We start from the raw sequence: 20,805 nt of genomic DNA, 5'->3' as shown, positions 1-20,805 counted from the left end.
CGATATAGATATGGCGAAGAAAGCGAAAACGGAAAAGTTTCACACGGAAGCGGAAGAGGCGGTTTACACACTGCTGAAGGATGTTGTTGATAAGCATCACAATCATTTCGAAAAACCTCGCTTCCTGATTTTATTCAAGCATGGCGGATGGTCGTCAAAAGGCCGGAACGTGTTCGCTAAATTCAAGGTTTTAGCTGATGATCTGCGCCGCACGCTGAAGAAGGAAGCAATCCTGTACCTGAACTGTGATGCTTGGAGGAAAATGACCGAGCCGCAACAACGTTACTTTCTGGATGAGGCATTGTTCGGGCTTGATTTCAAAACGAATGCTAAAGGAGATATTTTGATTCATGCTGACGGGTCTCCACTCCTCAAGTCAGTTCCGCCAGACCTTGAAGCGTATATTGATGTAATTAAACGGCATGGACCTATTGCGGCTGATGTGAAGCGGTTGTTGCTGGGGCTTAAAGAAGTTGGTCAAATGACAATTGAGGATCTCAAAGAGGAACCACCAGCACCGCCGCACGAGGGGATCAAGGTTGTTGTCGGAGCTAATGGGGTTGTTGAGGAAGTGGAGGACAAAAACCAGCTGACGATAGAAGGTGTAGCCGCCGCTGCTGAAGCTGCAAATAACGATCCGATGCATGACGTCGACAAAGGCACTAAAACAGATGAGCCAGAGGATGATAACCTCGAATGAAGCTGATGGACATGTCCTTTAGAAGCTTCTGGCTGCTGGCACTCACTTTCTGCCTACTCATTTGGGCAGGCGTTATCCTACTCATAATCGCAATCAAATAATCATAACGCCCTCTGCTTCGGTGGAGGGCGATCCCACAAAGGAGCGTGACGTAAGTGGGCGAAGCAAGGGATACATTGAGTAAGGTGGATGATCGTGGGTTTCTCATAGATCTCCAAGACCTTAAAAAATCATATAACGCCACGCTGCGCATGCTTACTGCGCGTAGGCGGGAAATTGAAGAATATATTGAACACGATAGCGGAATGACGATGGAGGAACTGGAGAATAAGCAAAATCGAAGCACGTACAAACATTGGCGATTAGCAAATGACGGCCACTGGAATGAGCTCCATGACATTAGAGAGATGATCTCGGAAGTCAATTTCGTCATAGAGTGGTTACGTACTGGCCGGCAGCCTGGTACAAAGCGTGGAATTGATCGGCGGAGCGTATACCAAAACACAGTGCTTCTTGACCCAATGATTATGGCTAACTTCTCAAATGCTTATAACAGCCGCAGCGGATCGACGATAACCGAAGCAGAGCGTCATAGGTTGGAGGAAGTGTTGGGCATCCTCAGTCCACAAGAGAAAGAATGCTACGTGCTATCGTACGGTCAATGCTACAGTCATTCAGATATAGCTAAGGCACTGGCGATAAGCAAGGGCGCGGTCGACAAGTATGTGCAACGAGCACACGCGAAAGTTTCGGCTGGGTGGCAGGGGACGTTATTTTAATTAGAGGAGCAGAACTGATGGAAACTAATAAAGAATGCGAGAACGTTGTAGACGACTGGACAGAATATCCCATGACCCTGAGACCTAAACATATCGAAAAAATCATGAAGATGAGTCAGAAGAAAACGTACGAATTTTTAGGGGCGGCACCTTTCCATGTAGCTAAAGCAGGAAGAGAACTGTATATTAGCAAATTGGTTTTTCGTAACTGGCTCGAAGGAACCAACCTTGATATATTCAACAAAGAAGAAAGCAAGGCTTAGATAGCTTGCTTTTCTTTTTTTCGTATCATTCGTATCAAATTCGTATCACGGCACCAATTGGCACCACTTTTCATTATAAATACTCAATCCAAATAAAAATAAAAAACCCGCGAGCCCAATGTTTATAAGGCTTCGCGGGTTTTCATTCGTATGATCTGAACAGGGTTCGAACCTGTGACCCCTACCCTGTCAAGATAGTGCTCTCCCAGCTGAGCTACCAGATCGTATTAGCGACAGTTAATAATATATCAATATAAAAGAACGATGTCAACACTTATTATTTGCTAAAGAGACGGAGTACTCATTAAGCAGACGATCAAGCTCCTGACTAATTTTAATAATCGCTTGATCAGTGAAATTGTTACACGCTTCGAACAGTCTTACCATCTCTGCTCTCAGTTCTTCAATCTTTTGTTGATAGAAGCTGATTTCCATCTGAATCCCTCCAACTTTTCATTTGTTATAACAAGGATAAACGAAGGTTGTTAGAATTTTTCAAACAAGCAATTAGAAATATGTTAGTTTTTTGAACACGGCTCCATTGTGCTACCTTCGTATTCGATTATCTACACCGAATCCAGCATGATGAAACAAGGCTATTATCCATTATTCACCTCCTACAATCATTATCGGCAGTTTAGAGGGATTTTTTTACATGTAAGGTTTAAATAAAGTAATAGCTCGGGTTTATGCATCTTGAAATCGTATACTAAATAAAATCGAATCGGCATACCTTTAAAGAAAGCGCGCGGGAGGCGGTTTCTGTTGGCTGCAGAGTATGCCTATTTAGCCCTTTGGCTATTGGGGATGTTTGGTATTATCGGGGTGGTGGTTGGTGCCGTAGCTAAGTTTGCTATTGAAGATTCGCTGTCACATGATGAGCAATTTGTATGGAGAAGGCGGCTTCCAGCAGATGAAATGAAAAGAAAATAAGATAACAACGCACCGGCGTTGCCTCTTTCCAAGGGCTCGTCGGTTTTTTGTTTACATCTTTGCATGAAATCTTCATATAAATGGGCAATCTATATTTTGGCTGTACACTCATTGTATGGAGAGGGGTAATGACGATGAACGAATCAACAAACGGACAAGATACGAGAGAGCAGATTGTAGCTGTGCAGAAGGACGGTGATGGGGACCTCACAGCATTCAAAACGAGTAGCGGAAGAGTGCTTGCGTATCAGGAGGCGCTTCTAGAAGTGCAAGCTGGGCATATCGCAGGAGTGAATTCGTTCAAAGGCAAGGATGGGGAGTTCTATATTCGTGGAGACGCTGACGGGGATCCAACCAACAACCTGGATCAACTGCCTCTTTTCTAGATTTGATGATGAATGACATTTACGATGTGTCCATAAAAAAGGCGCTTGCATGTTCAAATGCGGCGCCTTTTTTGCATCTATACAATTGTGTAGGTTTTATGCTGCTCGACGATGCGCATGTTTCCCGTATGGCCAACATACTGCTCGATGGCGTCTCCGTAATGCATCAGCCATGTCTTCTGCTGGATGAAATCAGGCAACGTTAGCAGTTCATCCAGCGAAGCGTGAACGACACCAGGTGCTTCAAGCTGGCAATCGTGATAAATCGTGGAGACACCATTGTCTATCAATTGCTGAAGAAGCATCGGATCAAATCGCATATCAGCTGTATAGAAGAAACTTCCGTTAAATAGGAAGGAGTAACTTGGTTTATTAGGAATATGCTTCGTTTCCATCAGCTTAACCGTTAGCCCTGGATATAGCTCATGATCGATGCCCGGTGCAAGCGGTCGAACATCGAAAAAATGTTCAAGTTCTACAAGAGGTTCTTGTGTCAACCCGCCGCGCAGCGTCTGCTCCCACAGAGGCTCGACCAAAGATTGTGCAATATAAAGGATCGGCTTGCGCTGATATTTGAACATCATCTGGAACGCATATTCCTCTAAGCCACCGACATGATCTCCATGAATATGGCTGATTAAAACGCCGTCAAGCTCATCGAAGGCTATCCCTTGCTGATGCAGAGCTTTAGGCAATGTAATGCCGCAGTCTACAAGTAATCGGAAGCCATTGTGTTCGATGAGCGCGTTGTTATTATCGTACTTTTTGGCAAAAGCACTGCCTGTTCCAATCATCGTTATATTCAAAACAATTCCTCCTCATCATCCCACTTGTTTAATGTACCAAATTTTCAGTATGCCTGACAATTGCTGATGCACATTCGCCTTGATCTACATACAATGCTAAAGCGATACGTATAGTGGAGGCGAATGATGGATGAGCAAAGGCAAAGGTAAAACAGCTAAGAAAAAGCAACCGGCAAGCGACCGCAAGCATTATAACTATAAATTGGTTCTCTCTGATACCTGTGCGGTGTGCAAGACGCCTTGTACCAGAGGCATGAATTACCTTGCAAGAATGAGAACGGCTGGCTCACTAGGAAAGGGCATACCTTGTGTTCTGACGAGAACGTATGGGTAATATTCTTATATCATGCTCGTATTTCCCGGGCAAGCGCAGGTTTCAACATCATTTGACAGTGTTGGTACTCTAGCACTAGCTTCGAAAATAGTTCACATGAAGGCGCAACTTTGCATGCGATTTCGAGTATAACCTTACATCCAGGCTATCGGATGGAGGGCTTACAACTATGAAATTCAGAAAAGTTGCCATTCTGCTGCTGTTGCTGTCTGTATGGGGCGGTACGTTGATGTTTGCAGATTCGGCATCCCAGAAAGTACGCGTCATTATTAACGGATCAGAACAGGATGACGGCGGGTTAATCGCAGACAACAAAACATATTTGCCGCTGCGTCAACTAGCTACTTCGATGCAAGCCATCGTAGAATGGGATAATCAAAGCAAACGAGCTACTGTGTATAAGCCTAATGTGCATATGTTCTTATTCCAGAATAATGCCGTATTCGGGAATGTGGCCAAAGGCTATCAAGGTAAGTTTAAAGTGTTCTCCCAAATCGATAATTTGAAAACAGATGTGACAGCTGTTAAGGTTTCAATCTTCGACCCGAACGGGAAAGAGAAAGTGATTCAAACCGAGAACGTGAACACGTCCAAGGACAATTTCTGGTATGCTACAGATGAGATCGAATATAAATTCGAAGCTAGCGGGAAATACCCAATTCGTTTCTTTCTAAAGCTGAAAGGTTCGGATGAATGGACAGCCGTTTCTGAGAAATTAATATCTTCGATTTAATTGCAGCCAAGCAAGCAGACGCTCCGTTATCATAAGGAGCGTTTTCGTTTGACCATTGGTAGAATGTCATGTTACTATACGGTAGTCTATAAACATATTTGAAATGGGGTAATAACATGAGCGAGCATCAGCATGGCGATGATTGCGGCTGTGGTGAAGACCACGAGCATGAAGAGCATGTCTTTATCGTGACTGACGACGAGGGCCAGGAACGTGAAATGGTCATGGTTTATACGTTTGAATCTGAGAACAATGTGTATGCTGTATTGTTGGATCGCAATGATCCTGAAGCAGACGGCGTCATTTTCCGTATTGAAGAAGAAAACGATGAGTCTTTCCTAGTCGGTATTGAAGACGATGCAGAATGGGATCGCGTAACGGCGATTTATGAAGAAATTGCCCGTACGGAGAGCGAAGAGAAATAATTTCGCACGGCGCGTATAGAGCAGTTAATGAAAAACGATCGGCAAGCCTAGCTTGCTGATCGTTTTTCGTTCACGGTCAATCATGCCATCTCTTATTTCCTTGGATTATAATAGATTGTTCGGCCATTGAACATAGTTAGCTCTGCTTTCAGACGGCCTGCTATATACTTGCATAGCTCATTGGCCTTCGATTTATCGCCATGAGTGGCTTCTTCCGGAAGCACGACATGAATGCAGGGGACGCTGCTGCCTGACGTGCTTATCGCCATGCTTGGTCCGAATAAAATATGTTTGTATAGCGGGTGGGTGCCTTTCAAATAAAACCAGCGCTCGTCCTGCGTCTGTTCAATGGTATAAGGAAATGCTGCTTCCGCATAATTCCAATTCAGCTGTGAACCGGTATGGGTGGTTTGCTCCTTGTATTGCAAGAGCTGACTTTTAATATCGTTAATGTCCAGCTTCTCTACAGATGATCCTTGCACGAATTTTATGTAAGCGCTTTGACTCATCGCATCTCACCTCTGACCACATCATAGCATGCTCATTTTGGGTTGACAATAAGTGGAACTAATCGTGAATCTGGTATAAAAAAGGCAGTCCGCTGTCAAAGTATGACTGCAGGACCGCCCATGGCGCAGCGCCTATGAGATCGCTGTTTCTTCAACGATTACTTTAACAAATTCAATGCTGCGATCCTCCGGACCTTTTACAGGAAGTCCGACTTGAACATGGTCAACGATATAATCAATATTTTTTTGCGTAATGACTTCGCCTGGCAGAAGGATAGGGATGCCGGGTGGATACACATAAATAAATTCGGCTATTATTCTTCCTGCTGATTCCTTGAATGGGAGCACTTCCGTCTCGCCATAGAAAGCATCACGAGGTGTGAGCGACAGCTGAGGGATGTCCGGAATTTTGACGACTAGTTCACGTGCTTCGGCGCCTTCATGGAACCTCTCTGATAGTCCGCGCAGCGAAGCTAACAATTTAGAAATCGAATCAGAGGTATCTCCAGGCGTAACTAGGCAAAGAATGTTATACATATCGCTCATTTCAATCTCAACATTATAATGTTCGCGCAGCCAGTTTTCTGTCTCGTAGCCTGTTATGCCTAGGTGGCGGACATGGATGGAAACCTTGGTTGGATCGTAATCATAGGTTGCCTCGTCTCCAAGAATTTCTTCACCGAAGCAGTAGAGGCCGGGAATCTCATTAATTTGCTTGCGTGCATCTTGGGCAAGCTCGATTGCGCGTTCGGCGATAGCATGTCCATTCAAAGCAAGATTGCGACGAGAGGTATCCAGTGATGCTAGCAAAATGTAAGAAGTAGAAGTTGTGGTCAGCATGCTGATTACGGTTTGAATCCGGTGCGGGTTGACTCTGCCCTTGCGAACGTTCAGTACTGAGCTCTGTGTCATGGAACCGCCAAGTTTATGGACGCTAGTCGCAGCCATATCCGCGCCAGCCTGCATAGCAGACATCGGCAGCTTCTCGTGGAAATGAATAAGCACGCCATGCGCTTCATCAACAAGCACGGGAATGTCGAAGCTGTGTACCAGATCGACGATTTCTTTCAGGTTAGCACAGATGCCGAAATAGGTAGGGTTAATGACGAGAACACCTTTGGCGTCAGGATGGCGCTCCAGTGCTTTGCGAACAGAACGCGTCGTAATGCCGTGATCGATCCCCAGATTGTTATCCCGTGCAGGAGAAATGAAGACGGGTCTCGCACCTGCAAAAATAATAGCAGCCATGATGGATTTATGAACGTTGCGCGGCACGATGATTTTATCACCTGGCGCACACACGGTTAATATCATCGTCATAATCGCTCCGCTTGTCCCTTGCACGGAGAAATAAGTATAATCGGAGCCGAATGCATCGGCTGCCAGCTTCTGAGCTTCTTCAATTACGCCTGTCGGCTGATGCAGATCATCGAGCGGTGCTATATTGATTAAATCGATCGACAACGTGTTGTCACCGATAAATTCGCGAAATTCCGAATCGCTGCCCAATCCTTTTTTGTGTCCTGGAATATGGAACTGTACAGGATCCTGCTCCGCATGACGGCGAAGCGCGGTGAATAGCGGGGTGTTATTGTGATCCATCGCTCTCATCCCTGCCTTTCATTAGAGTTTACAAACAAAGTTGAGTATAGCAAATACAGGGGGGAATGCAAGCTTCAATTTTGTAAAAGGCGTATGACATGCTGATTTGTTCTTCAATTGTTCATACATCGTTGATAAATGGATATGGTAACATAGGTTGGTGGAGGTGTTGCAGGATGAAAGATAAACGAATGCTTATCGTAATGGCCATATTAATGACGACATTTATAGGTTTTGGGATTATCATCCCGGTAATGCCAGAAATTATTCAAGCCGCAGATCCAAGCAAAGCGGAGCTGCACACAGGTCGAATGCTGGCTATTTATTCAGCCGTTTCTTTTTTACTGTCTCCATTCTGGGGCGGATTATCGGATCGTATCGGAAGAAGACCTATTATTCTGATCGGCGTATTGGGCTTCGCGGCAAGCTTTCTGTTGTTTGGCTTGTCGTCAGAAGACTTGACGCTCATGTATTTATCACGAGTGCTAGGCGGCTTATTCTCCGGTGCAGTGGCATCCGTTATTGTAGCATACGTAGCCGACATTACACCGCCTGAGGAGAGAACGAAGGGCATGGCGCTTGTTGGTATATCGATCGGGCTTGGCTTCACGATCGGGCCTGGTGTAGGCGGGTTGCTGAGCGTGTTCTCACTTGAAACCCCATTTTATACGGCATCCGTGCTTGCGTTGATCACCTTTGTACTTGCTGTATGGAAGCTCAAGGAGTCACTAGCTCCAGAAGAGCGGCGTACAGGTGCACAGAAAAAGGTTTCAAGATGGGCAGCCTTTACCGGCCCGCTCAAGTATTTGTACATATTGGCGTTTTTCGTGACCTTCACGCTGGCTGGTATGGAAGCTACGCTGCAGTTTTTCGGAATGAGGCGCTTTGATGTAACGCCGCTGCAGGTTGGCATATTATTTTTTGTATGCGGGTTTGTTGGCGCGCTCGTGCAAGGAGGGATCGTTCGACGCCGGATTAAGAAAGGCGAGGAACCGAAATACATTGCGATCGGACTTGTCATATCGGCAATTGGTTTCTTCCTCCTTCTTGGTGCCCATTCGCTATGGTGGGCTACGCTGTCCTTGGCGGTGTTCGGTATTGGAAACTCCTTGATCAGACCTTGCGTAACATCGCTTATTACACAAAAGACTACAGTAGGGCAGGGCGTTGCATCAGGGCTAAGCTCGTCGATGGACAGCTTAGGCCGTATCGCGGGTCCTCTGCTAGGCTCCTTCTTTTTCACGATTGAAATGGGCCTGCCATACCTGCTGGGCGGAATACTTTGTCTCGCTGCACTTGTACTCCTGCTTCGCTTTCGCCAATTGGACAAGTCCAGCTTGGCACATACAGAAGCTTAGGCATCCCAATATCAAATGGCTAAAGCCGATTGTCCGCTTATAGTGGATAATCGGCTTTTTTTCAAAATATAAGAATGTATAAGTTTGTAAGCTTATAACGGGTTTATATTTCACCGTCAAAGCTCCTTCAGCGTCTAAAGGACGCCGCAGCCGTTTTTGCTTGTGTAACTGCTCTGTATTTCGTAAAGTTCACCTATAATGCTGAGCAAACAAGATTCCCCGTCTACAGACGTAGAAGATATCCGTCTCTGGTCGAGAGCGAATGCCCTTCTCTGGCCGTTTTTGCTTCCCTTTTCTTCCCATTATGATTAGAGAAGACAAAACAAATAGATAACCGTAAAGGGAAAAGGAGTCGGAAACAAATGAGTAAATTGACAGAATGGTCATTCCGGAACAAGGCGGCCATCATCCTGATCGTCATTATGGCATTAGCGATGGGGGTAATCAGCTATCTGAGGCTGCCGATGGAATTCCTGCCTGCGGCTGATAACCCTCAGGTTATGATCACAGCTATTGGGCCTGGCAACGATGCAAAGTCGATGGAGCAAAAAGTGACTAATCCGCTAGAAGAGGCTGTTACATTCGTCAAGGGGAAAACGGATATGCTCTCGACTTCAGGCGACGGATATGCACAAATTAATTTGAATTTTGATTCCAAAACCAATATGAAAGACGCGAAGGCAGAAATCGAGCGGATCGTCGCTCAAGTTCCACTGCCTGCGAATGTAATGAAGCCGTTTGTTGTTCAGTTTAATACGTCAATGATTCCAATCTCATGGGTTACGCTCACATTCGAGGATGGAATGAGCGAGCAAGAGAAGGAAACGAAGTTGAAGCTAGTGACAACAGAGCTTCAGAAATCCGAAGGTGCTGGTCAAATCAGTATTAGCGGAAAATCGACCCCGGCGGTTCATATCATCCCAGATACGGATAAGTTAGCGGAAGCGGGAATCCCTGTACAAGCGCTCACGGGCTTGCTGCAAGGCAGGGGAGATTCTGTATCTATCGGGGAGAGGACCATTGATGGTGCCGCAGGAAATTTGAACGTATGGGATCAGGTGACTGGCCTAGAAACACTGCGTAAGCTGCCGGTTGCAGCAGGCGTTGTACTGTCGGATGTCGCGGCCGTGGAGCTCTCTAAGGATCAAGAGAGCATCGGAAGAATGAATGGTAAGGATGCTATAATGTTCACCATTTCGAAATCTGCGGATGCGAATGCCGTTACGGTAGGCAATGGGATCGAGAAAACTGTGGAACGCTTGAATACAGAAGTGAAAGGTATTGCTATTTCGATTATTCTAAGTACATCGGAATCAGTGGTTTCCTCAGTTAACAGTATGATGCAGGAAGTGCTGCTTGGTGCGCTATTCGCAACAATCGTCATCTTGCTGTTCATGCGTAATTTCAGAGCGACAATCGTAACGATTGTATCGATACCGTTGTCTCTAGGCATTACTTTATATTTGCTGCAGTTGTCTGGTGTTTCCCTTAACATTATCACGCTCGGTGGGGTTGCGGTAGCCGTAGGCCGTCTAGTGGATGACAGCATCGTCGTCATTGAGAACATCTATAGAAGGCTTCAGAAGGAATCGTTCTCCGTGAAGCTGATTACGGATGCTACGAAGGAGGTTTCCTCCGCGATTACTTCCTCGACGCTCGTAACGGTAGCTGTGTTTTTACCTATGGGCTTGCTGCGCGGCTCTCTGCAGGCATTCCTGCTGCCGTTCGCGCTTACAGTCGCCTATTCCCTGCTTGCATCCTTGCTTGTTGCTTTGACGGTTGTACCACTGCTAAGCGCGGTCTTGCTGCGCGGCACCAAAGAGAAGGAGCATACGGGCTCGCCCAAATTTGCTGCTTTTATTAGATGGAATCTCGCACATAAATACGTGCCGCTCCTTGCTGCTGTTATATTGTTCGCTGGCTCGATCAGTGCCTATGTATTTATGCCTAAGGGAGCACTTGATTCCTCCAGTGCACAGAACATTAATGTCACGCTGCAATATCCGAGCGAAGCGCCAGCAGATTACGTGCTTGAAGAAGGAAAGAAGTTCGAATCATTCCTAACATCAGATAAAGATATCGAATGGGTTATGATGATGCTCGGCAATAGTGCGGACGCTGCACAGTTCGGCTCCGTAACCTCTCCAACGCTTATCACTTATATGATTGACCTGAGTGAAGGTGTCGATGCTGAAGTGTTTATTGAGAAAGTAAAGGCTCAGAAAGACAAATACAAGGACGCGACGCTGACAGCTGACGCCTCCGATCTAATTATGGGCAGCAGCTCCTCACAAATCTATATTGACGTCATTGGCGACAATATAGAAGCGCTCACCGAAACGGCGGATCAGTTGATCGCAACGATTAAACCGATTGACGGTGTGATTAAGGTCGAGAGCAATCAAGAGGAGAAGAAGTCAGTGTATTCTTTCCATGTTGATCCTGCTTTGGCTAAGGGTGAAGAGGTTGCGATGCAGCTCCAAAGCATGTTAAATCCGCTGCCGATCGGTACGATAGATGTGGAGTCAAGCGATACTCAGGTTCTGCTGCAGCCCGTTTTCAATCCGGCTTCCAAGGCAGAGTTGGAGAAGCTGACCATTATGACAGAAAAAGGTTCAGTTCCTATCTCAGAGGTAGCGGAGCTAGTTCGCACCGAGGAGCCTGCATTGTTCTACCATAAGGATGGAAAAACGTATATTCGCATAACAGCAAGCGCAGAGCCGAAAGAGTTGTCTATTGTGGGCACAGAGATTAATAAGGCATCCTCAGCGCTTAAACTGCCGGATGGCGTTACGCTCGCAGTTGGCGGCGCATCCGCAGAGCAAGCAAGTGATTTCGCGGATTTGGGATTAACTGCTCTCATTTCCATAGGGCTGGTTTATCTGATTATGGTATTGACGTTCAAGACGCTTCGCGCACCGCTGGCGATTATGATTTCCTTGCCGCTAGCTGCTATCGGTGCTGTTACCGGCCTGCTTATATCGGGGGTTACACCAGATTTCACAGCGATGTTCGGGGCACTGATGCTTATTGGAATCGTCGTTACGAATGCCATCGTACTCATTGACCGTGTGAAGCAGAATGAAGAGACCATGTCGATTCGCGAGTCATTGATTGAAGCAGCTACGACACGGATGCGTCCAATCGTGATGACAGCTGTAGCAACCGTTTCGGCTATGCTGCCGCTCGTATTCGGCTCCCACGAATCTGGAAGTATCGTATCCCAAAGCTTAGCGATTGTCGTTATTGGCGGGCTTATCGCAGCTACGCTTCTGACATTGATCATTGTCCCATGCGTGTATGAACTGTTATTCTTCCGCACTTCACGGAAGCAGCGGCACGCTCAGCTAGCAGCTTCACATGTGGAAGCCGCTGCACCGCAGCATGTTTAATAAAAAAAGAGGGAGCGCGGGCGGCTGGCGGCGCGCTTCATAAGAGACAAAAACGGCTGGGCAGGAATTATACCTGCTCAGCCGTTTTTCTGCTTCATAGTAATCCTATTGCTATTTTTCTTAAAAAAGAGAATCGTCTACAGATTTGCCATACGATAAAGCGGCATCAGCGTCTCATACGTCGTCGATGCAAGAGCAAGCAGCGCATCGCCATCACGCAGGAGGGGGTCGCCAGCTTGGAGATGCCGTCCGATTAGCAGCTCCGCTTTCTGTACATCGCGGAACCGTATAAGCGCATTCTGCCAGTCCTGCTTCGACATGTCGGACACTGCGGTTGATTCTTTTTTCATGTGATCAAGTGAGAGAACGTAATCATTAGGCACATGTGCGATGACATCGTCGATTTGATTCAAGAATGCTGTTGCGATATTGGCTTTATTCGGAACTTCATAGATTAGCGCCAGCCACAGGAATAAATGATCGTCAAACAAGCCGAGCTGGAAATGAGGATGCGCCTTATATCCGCGCTTATTGCTGCATATCGCAAGCCAAGTGTCTTTAGGCGGATTCACTTTGCGGCGTGCATGCCTAGCCACATGCAAATACATTTCATTGCCGGCGTGAACGGCAGCATCTACAGCTAGCTGTCCGCCGATTGCATGGAATTTCGGTTGAATCTGACATTGAATCGCGTTCATTCGTTCCGCAAGCCCTTCTAGGTTGAATACGTCGAAGTCGGCTTGGGTAAAACCAGAAAGCTTTGAAGATGAAGTCTGCGTAGTCATCGTAATAATCTCCTTCAATAAACCATTATTGACTCAGGTTTTCATTGCTGCAAGCTTTAGCTGCGAAAGCCTAAGTTATCGATGTAATAATTTCAAATAAAAAATAGCGATTTGTGTTCGATCGCGAAGCTCAAGCTTCGTTAATATTTCGGTAATATAATTTTTGACGGTTCCTTCGCTCAAATAGACTGAAGCCGCAATTTCTTTGTTTGATTGACCATCTGCAATGAGACGGACGATCTGTTCCTCTGCTGGCGTCAAGCCGATCATACTTACTGCTTTGTCGCTATCCGCACGCGGCGTCTCCAGCATGCCTGCCAGCTTGCGGGCAATATCCGGATGGATGAGGAAAGAGCCCTCGTGAACCGTTTTGATGCCGCTGATGATACGGCTTGGCGGGACGTTTTTGAGCAGATAGCCATTCGCTCCGTTCCGAATCGCCTGCGCAATATATTCATCATCGTCAAAGGTGGTCAGAATAAGTACGGCTGGAGCGGGATCTAACGATCGCAGCAGCTTCGTTCCCTCTACACCGTCGCAGACTGGCATTCGTATGTCCATCAGAACGACATCGACTGCCTGCTGGCGAACAAATTCGGCAGCTTCCAGCCCATTCGCGCACACACCTGCAACTTGCAGACCATTGTCGAGGTCCAATATGACCTTCATGCTCTCACGAATAAAAGGATCATCATCTACTACTAGTACCTGAATCATGGTCCAACTCCATTTCTAACATTAATCGATTTCGCTAGCTGCCAAGAAGAGGAAGTGTCGTCGTAATCGCGAAGCCACCCTCTCTCTCCCAAGCCATACTGCCCCCGATCAAAGCCATTCGTTCTTTCATGCCTTTCATGCCAAGCCCATCCGCAATCGGCTCATCTGGAATAATTCCGTTGTTAGCAATCGTGAGCGCTACATGCTCCGCGCCAAACACAAGCTCGATTGTAACGGACGTGGCATTGCCATGCCGTACTGCATTCGTAATAGCTTCTTGTGCATTTTTGAAAAGAATGAGCTCTAAGCTTGGATAAATCGGACGCGCATGCCCGGTTATACGAAAGGTTACGGATATGCCTAAAGCGGCTGCCGATTCTTGCACGAGCCGATCGAGTGCATAGCGTCGTATATCCTTTTCCTGATCTGATCCGATTCTACGTACTGTGCGGCGCATGAGCTCCATGCTGTCCTGCAGTTGATCGCGTATTTGCTTAAGCGTGGAGCGGGCTCTGTCTGCGTCGCTGTCAAACAGGTGCAGTGCTGCTTCCGACATCATCTTGACACGGATCAGCCGATGACCAAGGTCATCGTGAATGTCCTTGGCGATACGGTTTCGCTCTTCAATCTGAGCTTGCTGCTCGACCTGCAGCGCATACTGCTGCATCCGGCGTCGCGCGGCTTCAAGCTCAGCATGGCTCGCCGTTAAAGCTTCATACAAATCCTCGATTTGATGATGCTTAACCTCTGATTCATTCGATGCATTGAGAATAGCAGCTATCGTCAACCATAGCAGTACTGCTGAGAGCAGCAATGGCAGCGGACTGCCTTGAAGAGCCGTGAGTAGAGCAAACAAGCCTGCTATCGATAATGCGATGCTATGCGTCAACTCGGGCTTGCTGCGATAAGTGGCGATAAGTGTGGAGAATAGCGTTAGAAAGAGTACGCCGCCATAGTTATGAGCCACCCAAGCGAAATAGACGAATTCGGCTAGCAGTAATAACTGGCGGTATTTCGGACGCGCCGAGACGAATCGAATGAGCAGCAATGCAAGCAATACGCTGGTTGTATATACGGCATAATCGCGTGGTTCAACAGCTGTGATGCTCACAATGGCAGGGATCGCGACCAACAATGTTCGAATCCGGTTTAGCAGTTTATTCATATCAAAAGGGCTCCTGCTGCTGAATTTGCTTCATTATAGCATAATCGTATCGTATCGAACGAGCGAACGGTATTCTTTTCATATAACCTTCATGCTTATGAATGGAGGTTTGCAAATAGATGACTTTTGTCACCTTCATCTTATGACTTTATCAACCTGTTTCCCGTCGCCGAACGAGATACAATAGTCACACAAGAGATAAACAGGAGGTTGAAGAACGATGAGTCTAGTCATATTTCGCGATGTTGTAAAAAAATACGATATGGTCATAACGGTAAACCATCTTCAATTCACGATAGGGGAAGGTGAAATTTTTGGCTTGCTTGGACCAAATGGTGCGGGCAAGAGCACGAGCATCCAAATGCTCTCAGGGCTGCTTTCGCTTAGCAGCGGAGACATTCTAGTGGACGGATTCTCCATTCAGAAGCAGCCGCTTGAGGTGAAGAGGCGTATTGGGCTCGTGCCACAGGAGCTAGCCATTTACGAATCCTTGACCGCTCGTGAGAATGTGACGTTTTTCGGGAAGCTGTATGGGCTTCGAGGGGCGCTGCTTCGGGATCGGGTAGATGAGGCCTTGCAATTCGTTGGCTTGCTTGAGAAGGCGAAGGAAAAGCCATCAACATTCTCGGGAGGGATGAAGCGCAGGCTTAATATTGCATGTGCGATTATGCATCGGCCGAAGCTGATCATAATGGATGAGCCAACTGTTGGCATCGATCCGCAATCCAGAAATCACATTTTGGAATCCATACGTACGCTAAACAAGCTGGGGTCTACAGTCATCTATACTAGCCACTATATGGAGGAAGTCGAGGCCATTTGTACTAGAATCGGTATACTTGACCAAGGGAAGCTGATCGCATGCGGTACGAAGGATGAGTTAAAGCGTCAGGCTGGTCAAGGCGAGAAGCTAATCTTTGAGATTGACCGCAGGTCGGAAGCGTCTTATAAGGAAATATCGGAGCATCCTGGCGTGAAGCACCTGGAAGAACGAGACCAGGGGTTAACGCTTGAGGTTGCGGTGAAAGAATCGTCTTCTATACTGCAGGATTTGCTGTTTATTATCCAGAAGCATGGTATTCATCTTCGGAAATTGACAAGGGTAGAGCCGAATTTGGAATCGCTCTTTTTACAAATGACCGGTCGCACTTTGCGAGACGAATAGGAGGATTATGCGATGAGAGTTTGGTGGACAACCGCTTATTATGAGCTTGTTAAGATCAGCCGGATGCGATCAGTGCTCGCAATTCTAATTGGGATGCCTCTTCTATTGATTCTACTGCTTGGCAGTGCATTCGACACGGAGATTAAGCAGGCTAAGGTTGTTGTATTTAATGCAGATCAAGGGGACATGAAAGCAAGTATCGATACATTCTGGCAAGAAGCAGATCTTGGACTTTATATTGAGGTATTGCAAGCAAAATCGGCAAACGACGTGCAGGATTGGGTGCGAGAGGGATTAGCCGATTATGGCGTTAGTATTCCTTCTGCATTTTCGGAGAAGGTAAGGTCAGGAAATGCGGCAGAGTGGCTGACTTTCGAAGGCCGTTACGCAGAAAAGAACATAGCAGCGGAAGCAGCAGTCAATCGCTATATGTCGAGCGTTAATTTGCAGCTTGCAGCTATACGTTTAATGGGAGCGGAGCAGGCAGCTGAGGCATTCGGGCAGGCGGGGACGAGCGCATCGAATGAAGCGGCGATAGCGGTTCATAATCTAGGCATGGGAAACAGTCGAATTTTCGGCGAGACCACGGCGATTCAGTATTATTCGGCCACGTATTTGATTATGTTTCTGCTGTATGGAGGAATGACGGCAGTGATTTCATTAATTAATCAGCGGGAAAGCGGTACGCTCCATCGCTTATATGCGATCCCTTCTTCTTTTCGAATCATTGTATTCGGCATTGTGTTTGGTGCCTGCATGCTTGCTGCACTGCAAGCGATTGTCGTCATCTTGTTCACGACCTATGTGTATGACGTGAATTGGGGAGGCCATTACGGCGCGATTGCGCTCATTTGTTTACTCGCGACAGCAGCCGGAGTTGGTCTTGCCATTACAGTCGCATCTTTCGTCCACAACAAAAAATCAACTCAAACGATGTTCTCCATTATTGTGTTAAGTATGACATTTCTAAGCGGCGGCATGGTTACTGGCATCGAAAATATGGTAGGCGGAGCCAATAAGCTGACGATTAACCATTGGGCGAGCTCTACGCTACGGGCTATTATGAACGGGAGCTCACAAACGGAAGTATGGCAGGGTATTGGTGTTCTTTCGTTGATTGCACTGGGCTTATTAATCGTTGCAGTTGTTAGATTGCCGAAGGTGGTGAAGCGTCATGCCTAGCTTGCATATAGCTGCTCAACTTATTCGCAGAACGATGGGATCACGGCGCGGCGTAATTATGAATGTGGTGCTTCCGGCGCTCATCTTGTCCTTAATGGCGGGATTGCTCACAGGTTTGAATGCCAATAAAGCGATTATTGTCGTCAACAATGCGGATCAAGGCTCGTATGGTGCTTATTTAACTTCCGAACAGGGGCAGATGCCGTATTATGGAATTCTAAAAGATACTAAGCTTTCGGAGAATGAGCTGAAAGAGCTTGTCCTTGCTGGCAAAGCAGATGCTGCGATCTATGTTCCATCTGATTTCTCATCACAACTGCTGGATGGCGTCCGCTCGAAGCCGGTCGTGTACCAAATGAATGAGCAATTATGGAATGCTTCGCTCGCGGCAATGCTCAGCGCGGAAGTTGATCGCATTTACGAATCAGCAGAGCTGGCTAGGAGTTCAGAAACTTCGGAAGTTGATCCTACGCTGCTGACGGCCTTGCTTCAAGCGCAAGCAGTGCCAGTTGTTAGTGCTGTGAATAAGGAAATGAAGCTCGGCCAAATTGTCTCAAGTCCTATGATGATTGGACTTATTCTCATGTTTCTTATGCTGTTAGTCAGTCAATCCATCGGTTTTGTTATGGAGGATCGCGAGACGAGAGTCATGGCTAGAATGTATACGGCTCCGCTGCGTTCGATGGACATCGCTTTCGGCAACTTTATGGGGAGTATGCTGGTAGGCACGATCCAGCTTGTTATTTTTTTAGTGCTGCTGTATCACGTTTTTGGCTATTCGCCGGGCATTTCTTTTGGTTCTTTGCTGCTCGTTTTAGAATGTTTCCTTTTTGCTGCCGTTGGTCTGTCATCTGCGACAGCAGGTCTTGTACGAAATAGTAACCAGCTCTCGCAGATCAACAATCTGATCATCATCCCATCCTGCCTTGTCAGCGGCTGTTTCTTTCCACTGTCAATGTTGCCTGATTTCATGCAGAAGCTGGCTAATTTCACCCCGCAGAAATGGGCAATTCAGGCGATTGACCAACTAGGTGGAGGCGGCAGCTATTCCGATATCGGCTGGCAGCTCTTGATTCTGCTTTTGTTTGCAGCAGTATTGATTACATTCGGCTCTGTTGTATTAAGACCTAATCGCACAAGCTGATGAGATAAATACGGCTATAAAAGTTAAACAAGTGAAGCAGCAGCGCGATCTTGAGAATGATTTTGTTCAAGAAGCGCGAACAGCATGCAGCTATTTCGTTTCATTTGTATAGGAAGCTGGCACGAGAATATGCTTGACTTCATCTACGTTGTATTGTAAATTTGTCAAAAGTTCATGACAAACGAACGGCGTTGACCAAGACTATATGAATCAAGCTGCGTTTATGCAGAGAGGAAGCCGGGTAGGCTGTAAGGCTTCTATAAACGTTTGATACATTCCTATCTTGTGAGCTGCGACCGTAAGCTGCATAGCTTACGGCCGCCGGAATTTTCATTCCGTTATCGATTGAGGGCAGCCATTTGTTCAAATATAAGAGTTTATAAGTTTTTTGGCTTATAAAGGGCTTATATTTCTCGGACTGAAACGCGCTGCGCCGTCAAAGGACGGCGACAGCCGTTTCACCTTGAATGGCGGCTATATAAGGGTGGTACCACGAACGCATTCGTCCCTTTCGAATGCGTTCTTTTTGGTGTTTATATCTAGAAATGTAATGACTGGAGGTATTTTCACATGAGACAGAGCCAACTATTAATGCCAACCCTGCGCGAAGCGCCTTCGGAGGCTGAAGCAGCTAGCCATCAACTGATGCTGCGTGCCGGCCTAATTAGACAGCTAGCAGCTGGTATTTACACGTATTTGCCGCTTGGCAGGCGCGTATTGCGCAAATTAGAGCAAATTGTTCGCGAGGAGATGGACGCTTCAGGTGCGCAGGAGGTACTGATGCCATCGATGCAGCCTGCTGAGCTATGGCGAGAATCCGGCCGTTATGAGGTGTATGGTCCTGAGCTGATGCGTCTGCGGGATCGTCATGATCGGGAATTTACACTTGGACCGACACATGAGGAGGTTATTACAACTTTAGTTCGGGGCGAGGTGAATTCCTACAGACAGCTTCCGATCACCCTCTATCAGATTCAAACGAAATTCCGCGATGAGAAGCGGCCGCGATATGGTTTGCTGCGAGGCAGGGAGTTCTTAATGAAAGATGCGTATTCCTTCGATGCAGATTGGGAAGGGCTTCACCGCAGCTATACGAGTATGTACGAAGCTTACCATCGAATATTTACGCGCTGCAACCTTTATTTCCGCGCGGTAGAAGCAGATGCGGGCTCGATCGGCGGAGAAGGCGGTACCCATGAATTCATGGCACTCGCCGATATTGGCGAGGACACGATTGCAGTATGTCAATCGTGCAGCTATGCAGCCAATCTGGAGAAGGCAGAGTACGGGTTCCACAATCAGACTGCCGGCAATCCTTCGATTGTACAGAATAGACAGCTGAGTGAGCCTAAGCGACTTCATACGCCGGACATTAAAAAAATAGATCAGCTTACAGAAGCATTCGGGCTTGGTGCTGAAGCATTCATGAAAACATTGATCTATTTAGCAGATGGTAAGCCAGTAGCCGTTATTGTACGCGGAGATCATGAGGTCAACGAAATAAAAGTGAAAAATCAGTTAGCTGCTGTACATGTGGAGCTAGCAGATCAAGCGACGACAGAGCGAGTCACGGGAGCCCCAACGGGTTTCGCAGGACCAATCGGTCTTCACATACCGATCTTTGCCGATTACGCTGTGCTTAACATGGAGAGCGGAATTGCGGGAGCGAACGAAAAGGACTATCATCTGCATATCGAACAACCATCTTCCCTTATATTGAAAGCGGAAGCAGGTGATTATCGCAATGCGGAAGCGGGAGATTGTTGTCCGCGCTGTGCGGATGGCCGATTAGCTTTTCACCGCGGCATTGAGGTCGGACATGTATTCAAGCTAGGCACGAAATACAGTGAGACGCTGCAGGCTAAGTATTTGAATGCTTCGGGCAAGGAGCAGCCATTCATTATGGGTTGTTATGGGATCGGCGTATCGAGGCTGTTGTCTGCTGTACTCGAGCAGCATTCCGATCATAATGGCATTGTGTGGCCCCGAGCGATTGCTCCTTATCAGGTTCATGTCGTACCCGTATCGGTAAAGGATGCGGTCCAAATGGATTTGGCGGCACATATTGCAGCTAGACTTAGCGCAGCAGGGGTAGAGACGCTTCTGGATGATCGCGACGAGCGTCCTGGCGTTAAGTTCAAGGATTCTGATCTCATTGGAATACCGCTTCGTATTGTCATCGGCAAACAGGCAGCAGAAGGAATTGTGGAGCTCAAGGTGAGAAAGTCCGGTGAGCTTCACCAAATGGCATTAGAGGCTGCGCTGGCTTTCGCCCTAGGTACAGATTATTAATCCGCTTAGGAATCGAGTAGTAAGTGCAGTCGAGTGCTAAAAATTCCATTATCGCCTAACAAATATAAGCACCTAAAGGGTACGAGCCGTCTTCAATTGGAGGCGGCCGCGCCCTTTTTTAACGAAAGTAGCCTT

Annotated in this window: 21 protein-coding genes and 1 tRNA gene; 14 read left to right on the top strand and 8 right to left on the bottom strand. The window is 47.0% G+C overall.

Annotated features, from left to right (window positions below):
- Window positions 1-10 precede the first annotated feature (10 nt).
- From FGT79_RS05590 to FGT79_RS05580, 3 genes are all read left to right on the top strand, one after another.
- Window positions 11-700 (top strand): putative metallopeptidase, encoded by a 690-nt coding sequence (locus FGT79_RS05590; protein ID WP_138751754.1) that lies wholly within the window; start codon window positions 11-13, stop codon window positions 698-700.
- A gap of 155 nt (window positions 701-855) precedes the next feature.
- Window positions 856-1,479, top strand: a complete 624-nt coding sequence (locus FGT79_RS05585; RefSeq protein WP_138751753.1) for a sigma factor-like helix-turn-helix DNA-binding protein — start codon at window positions 856-858, stop codon at window positions 1,477-1,479.
- A gap of 17 nt (window positions 1,480-1,496) precedes the next feature.
- A complete protein-coding gene (locus FGT79_RS05580) occupies window positions 1,497-1,742 on the top strand; it encodes a hypothetical protein (RefSeq protein ID WP_138751752.1) in 246 nt (81 codons plus the stop codon).
- Between the two features lie 151 nt (window positions 1,743-1,893).
- Here the strand turns inward: FGT79_RS05580 and FGT79_RS05575 are convergent.
- Window positions 1,894-1,966: transfer RNA gene (locus FGT79_RS05575), tRNA-Val, on the bottom strand.
- A 43-nt stretch (window positions 1,967-2,009) separates the two neighbouring features.
- On the bottom strand, window positions 2,010-2,177 hold the full coding sequence (locus tag FGT79_RS05570) for an aspartyl-phosphate phosphatase Spo0E family protein (RefSeq protein ID WP_138751751.1): 168 nt from the start codon (window positions 2,175-2,177) through the stop codon (window positions 2,010-2,012).
- Between the two features lie 330 nt (window positions 2,178-2,507).
- Between FGT79_RS05570 and FGT79_RS30960 the strand changes: the two genes are divergently transcribed.
- Both FGT79_RS30960 and FGT79_RS05565 read left to right on the top strand, forming a co-directional pair.
- Complete coding sequence (locus tag FGT79_RS30960; protein ID WP_171056088.1) at window positions 2,508-2,675, top strand: hypothetical protein; 168 nt, start codon at window positions 2,508-2,510, stop codon at window positions 2,673-2,675.
- Between the two features lie 134 nt (window positions 2,676-2,809).
- A complete protein-coding gene (locus FGT79_RS05565; protein WP_138751750.1) occupies window positions 2,810-3,061 on the top strand; it encodes a DUF3892 domain-containing protein in 252 nt (83 codons plus the stop codon).
- Window positions 3,062-3,138: 77 nt separating this feature from the next.
- Here FGT79_RS05565 and FGT79_RS05560 read toward each other — a convergent pair whose 3' ends face one another.
- The gene (locus tag FGT79_RS05560; RefSeq protein ID WP_138751749.1) at window positions 3,139-3,873 is read right to left on the bottom strand and encodes an MBL fold metallo-hydrolase; all 735 of its coding nucleotides are present in this window, start codon (window positions 3,871-3,873) and stop codon (window positions 3,139-3,141) included.
- 124 nt (window positions 3,874-3,997) lie between these two features.
- On the opposite strand from FGT79_RS05560, the gene FGT79_RS05555 reads away from it, so the two are divergent.
- The 3 genes from FGT79_RS05555 to FGT79_RS05545 all read left to right on the top strand — a co-directional run bounded on the left by FGT79_RS05555 (window position 3,998) and on the right by FGT79_RS05545 (window position 5,359).
- Window positions 3,998-4,201 carry a hypothetical protein gene (locus FGT79_RS05555; protein WP_138751748.1) on the top strand — a complete coding sequence of 68 codons (204 nt, stop codon included), beginning with the start codon at window positions 3,998-4,000 and terminating at the stop codon, window positions 4,199-4,201.
- A 169-nt stretch (window positions 4,202-4,370) separates the two neighbouring features.
- Entirely contained in the window at window positions 4,371-4,934 is a 564-nt protein-coding gene (locus tag FGT79_RS05550) for a stalk domain-containing protein (RefSeq protein WP_138751747.1), read from the top strand.
- Between the two features lie 116 nt (window positions 4,935-5,050).
- Complete coding sequence (locus tag FGT79_RS05545; RefSeq protein WP_138751746.1) at window positions 5,051-5,359, top strand: DUF1292 domain-containing protein; 309 nt, start codon at window positions 5,051-5,053, stop codon at window positions 5,357-5,359.
- A gap of 92 nt (window positions 5,360-5,451) precedes the next feature.
- On the opposite strand, the gene FGT79_RS05540 is transcribed toward FGT79_RS05545, so the two are convergent.
- Entirely contained in the window at window positions 5,452-5,868 is a 417-nt protein-coding gene (locus FGT79_RS05540) for a DUF1885 family protein (protein ID WP_138751745.1), read from the bottom strand.
- A gap of 132 nt (window positions 5,869-6,000) precedes the next feature.
- Complete coding sequence (locus tag FGT79_RS05535; protein ID WP_138751744.1) at window positions 6,001-7,470, bottom strand: aminotransferase class I/II-fold pyridoxal phosphate-dependent enzyme; 1,470 nt, start codon at window positions 7,468-7,470, stop codon at window positions 6,001-6,003.
- Between the two features lie 176 nt (window positions 7,471-7,646).
- Between FGT79_RS05535 and FGT79_RS05530 the strand changes: the two genes are divergently transcribed.
- On the top strand, window positions 7,647-8,828 hold the full coding sequence (locus FGT79_RS05530) for an MFS transporter (RefSeq protein ID WP_138751743.1): 1,182 nt from the start codon (window positions 7,647-7,649) through the stop codon (window positions 8,826-8,828).
- 362 nt (window positions 8,829-9,190) lie between these two features.
- Window positions 9,191-12,220: an efflux RND transporter permease subunit gene (locus FGT79_RS05525; RefSeq protein WP_138751742.1), complete on the top strand. Its 3,030-nt coding sequence runs from the start codon at window positions 9,191-9,193 to the stop codon at window positions 12,218-12,220.
- A gap of 137 nt (window positions 12,221-12,357) precedes the next feature.
- On the opposite strand, the gene FGT79_RS05520 is transcribed toward FGT79_RS05525, so the two are convergent.
- The 3 genes from FGT79_RS05520 to FGT79_RS05510 all read right to left on the bottom strand — a co-directional run bounded on the left by FGT79_RS05520 (window position 12,358) and on the right by FGT79_RS05510 (window position 14,887).
- Window positions 12,358-13,005, bottom strand: coding sequence for a DUF1054 domain-containing protein (locus FGT79_RS05520; RefSeq protein ID WP_138751741.1), 648 nt, complete (start codon window positions 13,003-13,005; stop codon window positions 12,358-12,360).
- A gap of 75 nt (window positions 13,006-13,080) precedes the next feature.
- Window positions 13,081-13,722, bottom strand: coding sequence for a response regulator transcription factor (locus FGT79_RS05515; RefSeq protein ID WP_138751740.1), 642 nt, complete (start codon window positions 13,720-13,722; stop codon window positions 13,081-13,083).
- Between the two features lie 34 nt (window positions 13,723-13,756).
- Window positions 13,757-14,887 (bottom strand): sensor histidine kinase, encoded by a 1,131-nt coding sequence (locus FGT79_RS05510; RefSeq protein WP_138751739.1) that lies wholly within the window; start codon window positions 14,885-14,887, stop codon window positions 13,757-13,759.
- Window positions 14,888-15,107: 220 nt separating this feature from the next.
- Between FGT79_RS05510 and FGT79_RS05505 the strand changes: the two genes are divergently transcribed.
- From FGT79_RS05505 to FGT79_RS05490, 4 genes are all read left to right on the top strand, one after another.
- Window positions 15,108-16,052, top strand: coding sequence for an ABC transporter ATP-binding protein (locus FGT79_RS05505; protein ID WP_138751738.1), 945 nt, complete (start codon window positions 15,108-15,110; stop codon window positions 16,050-16,052).
- 12 nt (window positions 16,053-16,064) lie between these two features.
- Entirely contained in the window at window positions 16,065-17,234 is a 1,170-nt protein-coding gene (locus FGT79_RS05500) for an ABC transporter permease (RefSeq protein WP_138751737.1), read from the top strand.
- The gene (locus tag FGT79_RS05495) at window positions 17,227-18,378 is read left to right on the top strand and encodes an ABC transporter permease (protein WP_138751736.1); all 1,152 of its coding nucleotides are present in this window, start codon (window positions 17,227-17,229) and stop codon (window positions 18,376-18,378) included. The genes FGT79_RS05500 and FGT79_RS05495 overlap by 8 nt, the downstream gene beginning before the upstream one ends.
- A 570-nt stretch (window positions 18,379-18,948) precedes the next feature.
- A complete protein-coding gene (locus FGT79_RS05490) occupies window positions 18,949-20,670 on the top strand; it encodes a proline--tRNA ligase (RefSeq protein ID WP_138751735.1) in 1,722 nt (573 codons plus the stop codon).
- Window positions 20,671-20,805: the final 135 nt, after the last annotated feature.

The organism is Paenibacillus sinopodophylli (assembly GCF_005930355.1).
Taxonomy (GTDB): Bacteria; Bacillota; Bacilli; order Paenibacillales; family Paenibacillaceae; genus Pristimantibacillus; species Pristimantibacillus sinopodophylli.
The sequence above is the reverse complement of the archived record's forward strand: the minus strand, read 5'-3'. Positions and strand labels throughout refer to the sequence as shown.